Annotated in this window: 8 protein-coding genes and 2 CRISPR repeat arrays (1 of these 10 cut by a window edge); of the genes, 5 read left to right on the top strand and 3 right to left on the bottom strand. The window is 71.2% G+C overall.

Annotation, left to right across the window (positions count from 1 at the left end; genetic code table 11):
* Nucleotides 1–65: 65 nt before the first annotated feature.
* A CRISPR array of direct repeats spans nt 66–2277; the repeat unit is 30 nt; unit sequence GTTGCGACCCCCGGTGGGGGCGATGAGGAC.
* Between the two features lie 167 nt (nt 2278–2444).
* Genes cas2 through ACH4PY_RS25140 form a run of 3 tightly spaced genes read right to left on the bottom strand, consistent with a single transcriptional unit; the run spans nt 2445 to nt 4205 of the window.
* On the bottom strand, nt 2445–2708 hold the full coding sequence (gene cas2 / locus ACH4PY_RS25150; protein WP_398187024.1) for a CRISPR-associated endonuclease Cas2: 264 nt from the start codon (nt 2706–2708) through the stop codon (nt 2445–2447).
* Between the two features lie 9 nt (nt 2709–2717).
* Nucleotides 2718–3698 (bottom strand): CRISPR-associated endonuclease Cas1, encoded by a 981-nt coding sequence (cas1, locus tag ACH4PY_RS25145; protein WP_398187021.1) that lies wholly within the window; start codon nt 3696–3698, stop codon nt 2718–2720.
* Between the two features lie 9 nt (nt 3699–3707).
* Nucleotides 3708–4205, bottom strand: a complete 498-nt coding sequence (locus ACH4PY_RS25140) for a CRISPR-associated protein Cas4 (protein ID WP_398187018.1) — start codon at nt 4203–4205, stop codon at nt 3708–3710.
* 880 nt (nt 4206–5085) lie between these two features.
* Between ACH4PY_RS25140 and ACH4PY_RS25135 the strand changes: the two genes are divergently transcribed.
* From ACH4PY_RS25135 to cas3, 5 genes are all read left to right on the top strand, one after another.
* Nucleotides 5086–5565: a CRISPR-associated endoribonuclease Cas6 gene (locus ACH4PY_RS25135; protein ID WP_398187101.1), complete on the top strand. Its 480-nt coding sequence runs from the start codon at nt 5086–5088 to the stop codon at nt 5563–5565.
* Between the two features lie 55 nt (nt 5566–5620).
* The gene (locus ACH4PY_RS25130; RefSeq protein WP_398187015.1) at nt 5621–7021 is read left to right on the top strand and encodes a hypothetical protein; all 1401 of its coding nucleotides are present in this window, start codon (nt 5621–5623) and stop codon (nt 7019–7021) included.
* A gap of 10 nt (nt 7022–7031) precedes the next feature.
* Nucleotides 7032–8090: a type I-B CRISPR-associated protein Cas7/Cst2/DevR gene (gene cas7i / locus ACH4PY_RS25125; RefSeq protein WP_398187012.1), complete on the top strand. Its 1059-nt coding sequence runs from the start codon at nt 7032–7034 to the stop codon at nt 8088–8090.
* Between the two features lie 79 nt (nt 8091–8169).
* Complete coding sequence (gene cas5, locus ACH4PY_RS25120; protein WP_398187009.1) at nt 8170–8835, top strand: CRISPR-associated protein Cas5; 666 nt, start codon at nt 8170–8172, stop codon at nt 8833–8835.
* A 16-nt stretch (nt 8836–8851) separates the two neighbouring features.
* On the top strand, nt 8852–11284 hold the full coding sequence (cas3, locus tag ACH4PY_RS25115; RefSeq protein WP_398187006.1) for a CRISPR-associated helicase Cas3': 2433 nt from the start codon (nt 8852–8854) through the stop codon (nt 11282–11284).
* A 132-nt stretch (nt 11285–11416) separates the two neighbouring features.
* Nucleotides 11417–12680: a CRISPR direct-repeat array (repeat unit 20 nt; unit sequence CCCCCAGCGGGGGTCGCAAC); it runs 2627 nt beyond the window's last position.

Here is a 12680-nt window from a genome sequence, read left to right as displayed (position 1 = left end):
CGACCCCCGGTGGGGGCGATGAGGACCGGTGACGGCGAGAACCTGCGAGACCTGAAGATCGGCAGGTTGCGACCCCCGGTGGGGGCGATGAGGACCGGTGACGGCGAGAACCTGCGAGACCTGAAGATCGGCAGGTTGCGACCCCCGGTGGGGGCGATGAGGACCGCGGAGATCTGGGCGCGCTGCCGCGTCCGGCTGCTGTTGCGACCCCCGGTGGGGGCGATGAGGACACCGGCCCGTCGACCGCGGGGAGCGTGAGGTCGTCGTTGCGCCCCCGGTGGGGGCGATGAGGACCCGCTGGCGCCGCGGCCGCCGTGTCGCCTACCTCTAGTTGCGACCCCCGGTGGGGGCGATGAGGACCCGCGGGCCCGGTTGAAGACCGTGCTCTCGACGGCCTGTTGCGACCCCCGGTGGGGGCGATGAGGACAAGATCGGAGCGTGGTCGTCCAACGCCGGGTTCATGCGTTGCGACCCCCGGTGGGGGCGATGAGGACGCGCCGCGTACGTGCTGTCGGTGTACGGCGACACCGCGTTGCGACCCCCGGTGGGGGCGATGAGGACGCCTCCGCGAGGACGGCCCCGGCAGCGTCCGCGTCGTGTTGCGACCCCCGGTGGGGGCGATGAGGACCCGCCATGCCCGATCTCCCAGGATCCTCGCCGTGATGGTTGCGACCCCCGGTGGGGGCGATGAGGACGTGACGATGAGCAGGATGGGCGCGGCCGCGTGTACGCGTTGCGACCCCCGGTGGGGGCGATGAGGACAGGCCGTGGGCTTGGGGATTAGCACCGCGCCGCCCATGTTGCGACCCCCGGTGGGGGCGATGAGGACCGGTCCAGACGTCGCCGAGGCCGCCGTCGCCGCGGGGTTGCGACCCCCGGTGGGGGCGATGAGGACGCTCGCGACGGCCACCCCGGCGGCCCAGGCGGGCAGTTGCGACCCCCGGTGGGGGCGATGAGGACGTCCTTGCGACGGGGGCCTGGGTGCGACTCCTGGTGTTGCGACCCCGGTGGGGGCGATGAGGACGCAGGTACGGCGGGCGCGCATCATGGCGTCGTGTGCGGTTGCGACCCCCGGTGGGGGCGATGAGGACCGGCCGCTGGCCGCCATCGCGGCGAGCGCGCAGATGTTGCGACCCCCGGTGGGGGCGATGAGGACTGACATCCACGCGGCGGCTGGCCCCCAGGAGCTTGGCGTTGCGACCCCCGGTGGGGGCGATGAGGACACCCCACCACACCCACCACGAGGAGACGAGCATGGCGTTGCGACCCCCGGTGGGGGCGATGAGGACACTGTCGCCGGTACTCGCCGCTCCTGCCGTTCCAATGTTGCGACCCCCGGTGGGGGCGATGAGGACTCACCGTGAATCCGTGCTTCGCACCAAGCTTCGTCAGGTTGCGACCCCCGGTGGGGGCGATGAGGAGTGGCGGTGGCGATGGGCCGGGCGACCTTCGCGTTCCTGTTGCGACCCCCGGTGGGGGCGATGAGGACCCATGAGGAGGTCGGCGAGCCGCGCGGGGTGCGCGGTTGCGACCCCCGGTGGGGGCGATGAGGACAACCAGCGCCTGTGGATCCAGCCCCACGACGTGCGCGTTGCGACCCCCGGTGGGGGCGATGAGGACACGGCCGGGCCGCCGGCGGCCGGGGGCTGGGCGCCGCGTTGCGACCCCCGGTGGGGGCGATGAGGACTGGCCGTCCGTCACAGCCAGACGCCGGACGCCGGAGGTTGCGACCCCCGGTGGGGGCGATGAGGACACCCGCGCACGCACATCCGGCAGGGCGCCACGCAGAGTTGCGACCCCCGGTGGGGGCGATGAGGACTCGCTGCCCTCGCTGAGCGCGACCGGCAAGGCGCCATGTTGCGACCCCCGGTGGGGGCGATGAGGACACGCCGGAACCCACGTCCTCGGCATCCGCCCCACGTTGCGACCCCCGGTGGGGGCGATGAGGACCTGCTCGGCCGCGCGCTTGACCGCCTGGCCCGCGCGTTGCGACCCCCGGTGGGGGCGATGAGGACCACCCGGCGTCACGCCGCGTAACGGAGAGGTGTTGGTTGCGACCCCCGGTGGGGGCGATGAGGACAAGCGGGCATCGAAGTCCGCCGCCGAGGAGGTGGTGGGTTGCGACCCCCGGTGGGGGCGATGAGGACAGGCTGGCGATGTAGTCGGCGGCGGCGGGCGTACTCAGTTGCGACCCCCGGTGGGGGCGATGAGGACCGGCCCCGCTGGCGGCCCGGTGGGACACCGAGGGTTGCGACCCCCGGTGGGGGCGATGAGGACCCCAGGGTAAAGCCGCAGGTGGTGAGTTGCGGTGGGGATCGGTGGAGCGGTCGAATTTCAGCGGACCGGCGGTTGTGTCGTGCGAGCCGGTGTGGCGCTGAAATGCGGGGTTGCACGCGTGGGCTCTGTGGAGGGTCGGACGCTGTTTCTCGCTTCGCGGGGGTGGGTCAGATGACGTCGGTGGGGGCGGGTTCGGTGGCACCCCAGGCATGGCGGATGGGTTCGGTGCCAGGCGGAAAGGTGTAGACGATCACGCTGTCGTAGGTGAGGTCGAGCCGGGTTTCGACCTCGGCTTGGAATCGGCGGAGTTGTGCGGGGGTGAGCTGGCCTTCGAAGACGCTGCGTTGGACGTGGTGGAGGTATTTGCGGCAGGTTCGCAGGATGCGGGGGTTGCGTTCGACGGCGGTGTCGTAGACGACGACAACGTGCATGGTGCGGGGTCACCACCAGATGCGGAAGGGCTTGTAGGGGGTTTCTTCGAGGCATCGGCGGGTGAGGGCGAGGGCGTCGAGGTAGAGGAGTTCGTCGTAGGCGACGGGGCGGCCGAGGGTGCGGTGGGCGACGGTGACGGCGAATTCGTCGCGGGCGGTCTGGACGACGAGTTTGCGGCCGGTGTCGCTGAGCATGGCCTGGTTGGTGTCGGTGTCGAAGTGGTGCGGCTTGAGCTGGTTGCGGGAGGCCATGCGCAGCAGCAGGCGTTCGGCGAAGAGGGGCTTGAACATCTCGGAGACGTCGAGGACGAGGGAGTGGCGCTGGCGTTCCATGCTGCTGTGCAGGAAGGCGATGCCGGTGTGGAGCGGGGTGAGGCGGAGTGCGGTGAGCGTTCGGGCGTAGGTGATGCCGTTGACGTAGCTGATGAAGGCGTTGCCGGCGTTCCGGGGAGGACGCCGGCTGCGCCCTGCAAGCTGGAGCCACTCGGGGAGCTTGGTGTCGAGGACTTCCCAGGCGGAGCGCCGGAAAGTGCCTTCGGCGCCCATGAGTTCGGCTGGCGTGGCTGCGTCGCGGGCAGAGGCTTGCAGGACGTTGTACGGGCGGGTGAGGAGTTTGCGGTCCAGGACGCGTCGGACGTTGAAGCCGGTCGCCTCCACCAGTGAGCGTGCGATGCCCATTGCGGCTTCGTGGTCTTCGGCGATGCGGGCCTGCGCGAGGACGGTGCTTCCGGAGGTGCTGGTGTCCGAGGTCAGCAGCGATCCGGCGTAGTCGCCGTAGTAGGACAGCAGGTGGACGCTGATGCGGTGGCGGTTGAGCAGGGAGACGACGGCGGTGTTGAAGTCGGTTTCGGCGCAGGCCACGATGTCGCGGACGTCGGTGACGGGGATATGGACGGGCGCGCCCGATTCGCGTTCGATGACGAGGGACTGGTCCTTGCGGCGGATACGGCACGGGCTGGTGAGCCAGTAGGTGCGGGAAGCAGCGGGCACGACGAGTGGTCACTCCGTCCAGCAGTAGTCGGTGAAGCTGCACCCGCGGCATCGGGAGCGGGCGAGGCGGGTAGGCGATTCGGCAGCGTCGGCTACGGCGAGCACTTCGGCGATGTCGGTCTCGGCCTGGAGAGCGGCGTCGGCGTCGTAGAGGTGTCGGTGGGTGCGGCGGGTCGCGGGGTAGTGCAGGACGGCGCCTTCGGCCGCGACACCGAGCCGGTGGAGGCGGTGGCAGTAGTGTCGCCCCTGCGCCTCGTCGGCGGGGGAGGGGCTGCGGGAGGACTTGACCTCGTGGACCCAGCGCCGGCCGTCGACGAAGTCGATCACGGCGGCTCCCAGGTCCACTGGGCTGTCGCGGGTGTACGACGTGTCGTGGACGGCTTCACCGAGTTGGACGGTGGTGCTGAGGGCCTCGGGGCGGATACCGCGTAGGTAGAGCCAGAGCTGGCGGCGGCAGTGGTAGAGGTATTTGATGTGGACGCCGCCCACGTCGTCGTAGCCGATCACCGAGCGGGTCCCCGTCGTGCGGAGGAGAAGCCGATCTCGTAATGAGCGGGCTCGGCGCGTGTTGCTTTGCGGCGCGGCGGACGTCCTGGCGCGCAGAGCGCGGGGCTCGTGCTGAACAGAGCTTCCCCCATGAGATGTGCAAGGTGGGCAGGGTACGAGCGGTGCGAACCCTGGGAGGGGGAAGAGCCAGAAGGCGGGCGGCGGCAAGGCAACCTGGGGAAGAGTCCCCTTGGAGGGGCGATGAGGGCTGACGTTACAGCAACAGAGCAGCGGTAGTCAGACGGTTGTGACCCCGTTCGGCCGCTCCTGGGCGCCTTCTCGGGTCGGGTGAGGCGGTCCAGAGCGTACCGCGCAGCGGCGATCCGACTGCTGAACGGCAGCACTCGACCGCGGTCCGGGGTGGTTCCCGCCGGGCTGTCGTGTCTATGTGCTTCGCGTCTTATTACTGCTGCTGACCAGTTTGCGATCTGATGATGTGTTGGCTACTGTCAGCTCCACCTCGGGCACTCCCCGGGTTGCTGCCCTGGTGACGACTCTCCCAGGGACCACTGACAATTCCGCGGCACGACTCTGTGACCTGCGGTTTCTCGTTCATCACGTTGGAAGGGGGTGGGGGGTGCGCTTACGGATCGAGTTCCACACCGGCGCCTCGCATCTGCCGTGGCCAGAGGTGCTGGCTCCGGGGAGGGCGTTGTCGTACGCGTTGCTGAAGCGGGGCGCCCCGGCTCTGGGGGCCGCGCTGCACAAGGCCGGTCACGGGCCGCACGGCATGGTGCCGTTCGGGTACGGGGCTCCGGTGTTTCCCGCGGCGAGGCGCCGTCGGGGGGTCTACGCATCCGATGGGCCCGGAGTCGTCGAGCTGGGTAGCCCGTTGCCGGAGGTGATCGAGGGGTGGGCCGCCGCGCTGCGGGGGACGGAGGTGCTGGCGTGGGGTGCGACGGCGTTCATCGTGGACCGCGTGGTGCCGGTCGAGACGCCCGAATTCGCCTCGGGCCGGGCGGTGTTCCGCACGGCGACGCCGGTGGTGATGAAGGCGGTGCTGCCGCGTGAGACGGACGGGCAGCCGGGGCGAACCCCGTGGCGGCTGCCGGGCGAGCCCGAGTGGGACGTCTACGTGCAGAACAACCTGCGGCGGAAGGCGGAGACGCTCGGGCTGGATCCGGAGGTTTCGCTGGAGAAGGTCAGCTGGATCGGTCCGAAGCGGGCGTTCGTGGTGGGCAGTGCCGTCGGCGGGGGCGGCAAGAAGCCGGGCGCGTGCGTGGAGGTCACGCTCGCGGGGGCGCCGCAGACGCTGGCGGCCGTGCACGCGTGGGGGCTCGGGCAGGCGAACGCGGCCGGCATGGGGTGGATCGGTGCCTGAAACCCCAGAGCACGCTGGGTCCCTTGCGGACCCGGCGCCCGCCCCGGACCTGACCGTGGTGTTGACGGCGAGCCCGCTCCAGCGCGTCGGCGCCTTCGCCCTGGCCACGCTCGCCAAGGTCACGTCCCCCGAGGCGATCACGCCTGAGGCCCTGACCTCGGCGGCCAACCGTATGACGGACGATCTTCTGGCGACCTCGACGCTGGCGAAGGCCTCCGATCCGGGAGGGTTCTGGCTCAGCGCCAGTTACCTGCTGTGGCCGAACTCGAAGATCAACCCCACCTCGCGGGGTAAGCAGAGCGCGCAGGAGCGGCGGGAGCAGATCCGGGCGTGGCGGTCGCCGGAAGCCGCAGCCCGTGCGATCGGCGTGCCGTGCGCGTACTGCGGCAGGCCGGCGTGCGACTGGTACGGCAAGGTCGACATCCCGCTCGCGGCGAGCGTGGCGTACCGCAACACCACCGCTCCCGGCCATCAAGGGACCCCGCTGTGCTACCCGTGTGTGGCCAGCCTGTGGGCGTTCCCGTACGGTGCGCGCCTGTCCGGTGGCCGGGCCGCGGTGATCCACTCGTGGGACGACGACTTCCTGGCGAAGACGACCGGTTCGGCGGTGGGCAGGACGCTGAAGAGCGCCGCGGTCGGTGCACCGGTGAAGGGCGCCAAGCCGGGACCGTACGCGCGCGAGCTTGTCGTGCTGGAGGCGGTGCGCGGCTACAGCGGCCGGCGGCTGACGGCTCCTGTGGAGTTGCTGGTGCTGTCCAACTCCAACAAGGAGCAGCTCCTGGTCACCCAGGAGATGAGCCAGCCGGTCGCGGTGTGGCTGCGCTCGACCGTGGGTCGCACCGACCGCAAGCAGGGCTACCCGGCGTTGGTGGCGACCCAGGCGACCAAGCAGGTCCCCGGCGAGGCGTTCTTGGCCAAGCGGTTGCTCGCCCGGCCCGGCGATGTCCTCGGAGTGGCCGTCGCAGCCCTTCTGGCGCGGGCCGCCGACGCTCTGGGGGCGATCCCGGCGGAGACGGCGGCCCTCGCACCGCTTTTGAACTCCTACTGCACGGAGGTGCTGACCATGGACGAGAAGGACGTCGAACGGATCAGGGAGCTGGCGGCGCGGCTGGCCGCCCTGCTGGGCAAGGACACCAGGCCCGGGCCGTTCCGGGACTTCATCCGCGCCAACAGCCGCGGCGGGAACCTCCACGGCTGGTTCCGTACCAAGGCGGTGGAGTGGCTGCTGCTGCCCAGGCCGGAGGGCACCGAGCCGGTGCTGCTGCCCGTGCGGGACTACCGCCTGCTCTTCGAGGACGAGCGGTCCTGGGCCTGGCGGCGCCTGCTGACCTTCGCCGTGCTCGAAGCGCTCGCCGAGGCCGGGTGGACGCCGAAGGGGTCGGTGGAGGAGATGAACGAGCTCAAGGACGATCTGGCCGCATCGGCGGACGCCGACGACGACACCAACGAGGAATGAGGACGAGACGATGACGTTCCTGGCAGGACAGAGCATCCTGGCGGTCAAGGCCGGCGCCCCCAACAACGGCCGCGGTGAGGACAACCGCGGCATGGTCAAGCAGTTCAAGTCCGGCGGCAGCACCTACCCGTACATCTCGGCGCAGGCCGCCCGCCGCTGGCTGCGCGAGAGCCTGCCCGCCGGTGAGGCGACCTCGCCGGTGATCCGCAGCGGAGAGGGCAAGAAGCAGCAGGCGTACACCAAGGGCCGCCCCGACCTGTACCTGGACGACGACCTGTTCGGCTACATGATCGCGGTCAAGGCGGACGAGTCGGGCGCGAAGAAGGGCGAGTCGAAGACGTTCATGCGCGACACCGTCCTGGCGACCGGCACCTACGTCGCAGTGGTGCCGAACAAGCCAGAGATGGACTTCGGGACGATGAGCCGCGACTTCGAGCCCGGCACCCACCCGGTCATCCACGAGCACGAGATGTACACCGCCGACCTCGCCGGCGACCTGCTGCTGGACCTGCCCCGGGTCGGCACCTTCGAGATCGGCGGCAAGACCACCAAGTCCGCGCTCCCGGCATCGACGGCGGCCGAGCTGGTGGAGTCGGGCGGTGAGAACGTCACGCTGCGCGGAGTGCAGTGCGTGCGCATGCCCCTGGCCGAGCGCCGCCGCCGGGTCGCGGTGCTGCTGCGGACAATGGCCGTGGTCAAGGGCGGCGCGAAGCAGTCCGCGCACTACGGTGACCGCACGCCGGGCCTGATCATCCTGGCGCCGGTGAAGGGCGGCACCAACCCGTTCACCCGCGTCGTACGCAGCCGCCAGCGCACCACCTACTTCGACAGCGACGTCCTCATCGAAGAGGTTGGTGCCTGGCAGGACGAGCTGGACGGGCCCGTACGCATCGGCTGGGCCCCCGGCTACCTCGGCGACCAGCGCGACCGGGCGCGCGCCGAGCTGGCTGAGCTGATCAAGGACAACAAGGTCCTCATCGGACACCCCCGCACCGTTCTGGGTGACCTCGCCAGCGAGATCGAGAACGGTGACCACGACGGCTGGTTCGACGACCCCGCCGCCGGCTGACCGCCCACCCCCGCCGATCGCCCCTCGAAGGGGACGCCCATCCGCCAAACGCACCCCGATTGTGAGGAAGCGAACCGCGATGCCCGAAGCCCTCGAAGTCACCGTCACCGCCCCGATCGTCAGCTTCCGCAACCCCCTCTACGACGGACTCCAGGTCGGCCTGCCCTGCCCTCCTCCCTCCACCGTCGGCGGCCTGCTCGCCGCTGCCGCGGGAGGTTGGGACCGCGTCCCTCCCACCACCCGGTTCGCCATGGCCTTCCACGCCGCCGGACACGGCGTGGACCTGGAGACCTACCACCCCGTCGCCGGCCCCGGTGTCGAAACCAACACCACGATCAAGGACCGCGACTTCCTCGCCCGCGTCACGCTCACCCTCTGGCTCGTCGACCAGGCCGACGGCACGCACCCCTACCCCTGGGAGCACGTCCTGCGCCGCCCGGCCTGGCCGCTGCGGCTCGGCCGCAGTCAGGACCTCGTCGCTGTCCGCACCGACCGCGTCCACCTTCGCCTTGGCACCGGGACCCAGCGGCACGCCGTCGTCCCCGAGGACCTCCCCGGCGCCACCGGCACCCGGCTGCGACTGACCACCGCCGTCGCCCATGACCGGGCCCGTACGCGCTGGGAGGGCTACCGCTACCAGCCCGACGGCTCCACCGCCGCCCTCGTCGACGTGCTGACCACAGCCTCGGGCCAGGCGGTCGTCCCGCTGCCCGCCGTCCACCCCGACCAGCTGCTCGCCGCCTGACCGGACGGCGACCACGATGCCCGCCACACCACCGCTGCGGCCGCTGCGCGCCAAGAGCCCGCTGCGCCCCGGGCAGCCCGGCGAACTCCTCACCGACCACCTGCGCAACACCCTGCTCGCCGTGGAGCAGATCCGCGCCCGCGTCGGCGACATCCCCGCCATGCCCGAGAGCTTCTGGACCTGGGCGGCCCTCGCCGCCCTCTTCCACGACACGGGCAAGCTCCCCCACGGCTTCCAGCGCATGATCGGCAACACCGCAGAAGCCGCCCGCGCCTGGGGCGAACGGCACGAGGTCCTCTCGCTCGGCTTCGTCGAGCACCTCCTCGCGCCCCTGCCCGACGAGGACCGGCTATGGATTGCCGCCGCGGTCGCCGGACACCACCGCCCCTACACCGGCGGCCAATCCACCCGAACCCTGCTGGCCCTGCACGGCACGGACACCGCCGACGACTTCTTCGGCCGCTTCACCCCCGCCGAGCCCGACCACCTCACCACCTTGCTGGACTGGCTGCACGCCACCGCACTGCACCACCACCTCCCCATACGCCCCGGGGTGCCCGCCCTCGGCATCCGGGACCTCACCGACGCCGCCTACGACGCGTTCGACCGCCTCATGGACCGCTGGGAGCCCCCGGGCCCGGGCAAGGCCGACGGGCGTATCGCCACCCTGCTCCTGGGGGCGGTCACCATGGCCGACCACCTGTCCTCCGCCCACTCCCCGCTGGAGACCGACCACCCCCTCCGCGCCGACTACCCCGACGTGCTGCGCCGCCGCCTCGCCGCCGACGGCCACACCCTGCGCCCCCAGCAGCAGACCGCCGCTGACGTCGGCGGCCACCTCCTGCTGCGCTCATGGACCGGCAGCGGCAAGACCGAAGCCGCACTGCTGTGGGCCCTGCGCCAGACCACCGACCTGGCCACCCAGCTCCACTGCCAACCACGCGTGTTCTATGTACTTCCCTACCTCGCCAGCATCAACGCGATGACCGCCCGCCTCGAAACCGAATTCGGCGCCCGCGAACGCATCGGCGTCGCCCACTCCAAAGCCGCCTCCTACCACCTGGCCCGATCTCTCGACGAGGGCTGCCCCACCGACGACGACCCCACCCCCGGCGCCCCCGTCCACCCGCAGGCTGCCGCCGCCAAGGCGAACTCCCGCGCCCAGGCCACCCGCAACTTCCGCGAACTCCTACGCGTCGGCACCCCTTACCAGCTGATGCGCGGCGCCCTTGCCGGCCCCATCCACGCCGGGATCCTCACCGACAGCGCCAACTCCGTCTTCGTCTTCGACGAACTCCACGCCTACGACGCGCAACGCCTCGGCATGATCCTCGCGATGATGCGCTTCTGGCACGAGACCGGCGGGCGCATCGCCGTCATGTCCGCCACCCTTCCCCACGTCCTGGCCGACCTGGTCACCCAGACCGTCGGACCCATGACCACCGTCGAGCCCCCGCCCGGCACACCCGCCCCCGTACGCCACCGCCTTCACCTCCGCGACCACCATCTCACCAGCGACACCGCGCTCGCCGAGATCCGCACCGAACTCGCCGACGGCCGCTCCGTCCTCGTCGTCGCCAACAACGTCCGCGACGCCGTCGCCCTCTACGAAACCCTCGCCCCCCACTGCCGCCAACTCCACGGCGACGACTCCGCACACCTGCTCCACTCCCGCTTCCGCCGCATGGACCGGGACCTCATCGAAACCGCCTTGCTCGACCGTTTCGCCGCGGGGAGCCGCCGCCTTCCCGGCCTGCTCGTCGGCACCCAGGCCCTGGAGGTCTCCCTCAACCTCGACCTCGACGTCTGCCACACCTCCGCAGCCGACCTCGAAGCCCTCTTCCAGCGCTTCGGCCGCGTCAACCGCCTCGCCGCCCGAAAGCCGGCCCCGGTCATCGTCCACGCCCCCGCCTACGCACCCCGCCGCCGCGGCGGCCCCGACGAATGGGCCGACGGCGTCTACGAAGCCGACCCCGTCCGCCGCGGCTGGGACATCCTCACCCGCCACGACGGCCAGACCGTCAACGAACAACAGGTCACCACCTGGCTCGACGAGATCTACGCCTCCGAGTGGGGCAACCAGTGGCGCATGAACGTCCTCGCGGCCCGCGACCGGTTTCACGAGGCCTTCCTCACCTTCGCCGAGCCCTTCGACGACCGCACTGAACTCACCGAAGCCTTCGACTCCCAATTCGATGGCACCGAAGCCGTCCTCCGCACCGACCTCGACGACTACGAAGCAGATCTCAACGAAGCCCCGAGCAAAGCGACCGGCCGCCTCCAGGCCGACCGCTACCTCATCCCCCTGCCCCACTGGGCCAGCCCCCTCGCCCGCTACAACAAACGCCTCCGCATCCGCATCATCGACGCCGACTACGACGAACGACTCGGCCTCCAGACCATCCACCGCGACGCCCAGCACACCTACCAGCCAGGAGAGGTAATCTGAGCAACCTGAACAGCCATTCCGCACCACGATTTCAGCGCCACACCGGGGTTTCGAGCACAACCGGCGGTCCGCTGAAAAACAGGCCCCAGGGCGCAGGACGGGACAACCGTCTACCTGGGGCTTTACCGTGGGGTCCGCATCGCCCCCAGCGGGGGTCGCAACGTGTCCTGCGGCTGCCCGGAGAGATCGAGTCCGGGGGTCCGCATCGCCCCCAGCGGGGGTCGCAACCCGCCGTCTTCGAACAGCCCGCCGCGGACTCCCACGTGTCCGCATCGCCCCCAGCGGGGGTCGCAACTGGCCGGCGCCGCCGAGGTCGGGTTGCCGAAGGCGAGTCCGCATCGCCCCCAGCGGGGGTCGCAACCCTCGGTGTCCCACCGGGCCGCCAGCGGGGCCGCCAGGTCCGCATCGCCCCCAGCGGGGGTCGCAACACGACGTGGTGGATGCCGTGGAACGCGGACTCCCTGGTCCGCATCGCCCCCAGCGGGGGTCGCAACCGGCGGAGTTCGGTGACGCCGAACTGGATGTTGCCCGTCCGCATCGCCCCCAGCGGGGGTCGCAACCGTACTTCTGCGACCACACCGACGAGCCGTACAACGCGTCCGCATCGCCCCCAGCGGGGGTCGCAACGGCCTGCCACTCCCACAGTGCGGCCACCGCCAGCGCGGTCCGCATCGCCCCCAGCGGGGGTCGCAACGCCTTCAATTCCCGCGCACAGCCACCGCTACCCTGTGTCCGCATCGCCCCCAGCGGGGGTCGCAACGCATAGGTGACCAGGATGGTGTAGAGGGTCCGGCAGGTCCGCATCGCCCCCAGCGGGGGTCGCAACTCCTCGGCGGCGCGGGCGCGGGCGGCCTGCTGCTGCGGTCCGCATCGCCCCCAGCGGGGGTCGCAACATGATCGACGTGACGAAGGCGGGCGCGGAGAACCGCGTCCGCATCGCCCCCAGCGGGGGTCGCAACGTGTCATCAACTCCCTCGCCACCGAATGCGGCTTCCGGTCCGCATCGCCCCCAGCGGGGGTCGCAACGTCTTCGCCGCGGCGTTGAGAGCGGCGAGCAGCACCGGTCCGCATCGCCCCCAGCGGGGGTCGCAACCGATCAGAGCCCGGCGGGGGACAACGCCCCAGATGGGTCCGCATCGCCCCCAGCGGGGGTCGCAACGCAGTGTGTTCCAGGCGGCCGACACCGCGGGCGGCAGGTCCGCATCGCCCCCAGCGGGGGTCGCAACGTGACGGCAGAGGTGCACGTCAGTGGCGGGCGCGCGGGTCCGCATCGCCCCCAGCGGGGGTCGCAACGTCGGGGCGGAGGAGTCCAGGCCCGCCCGCGCGCGGCGGTCCGCATCGCCCCCAGCGGGGGTCGCAACGTCAGATGGACCAGCGACATCACCGCGGACCCGGG

This window comes from Streptomyces sp. NPDC021224 (genome assembly GCF_044332905.1).
Classification (GTDB): Bacteria; Actinomycetota; Actinomycetes; order Streptomycetales; family Streptomycetaceae; genus Actinacidiphila.
The sequence above is the reverse complement of the archived record's forward strand: the minus strand, read 5'-3'. Positions and strand labels throughout refer to the sequence as shown.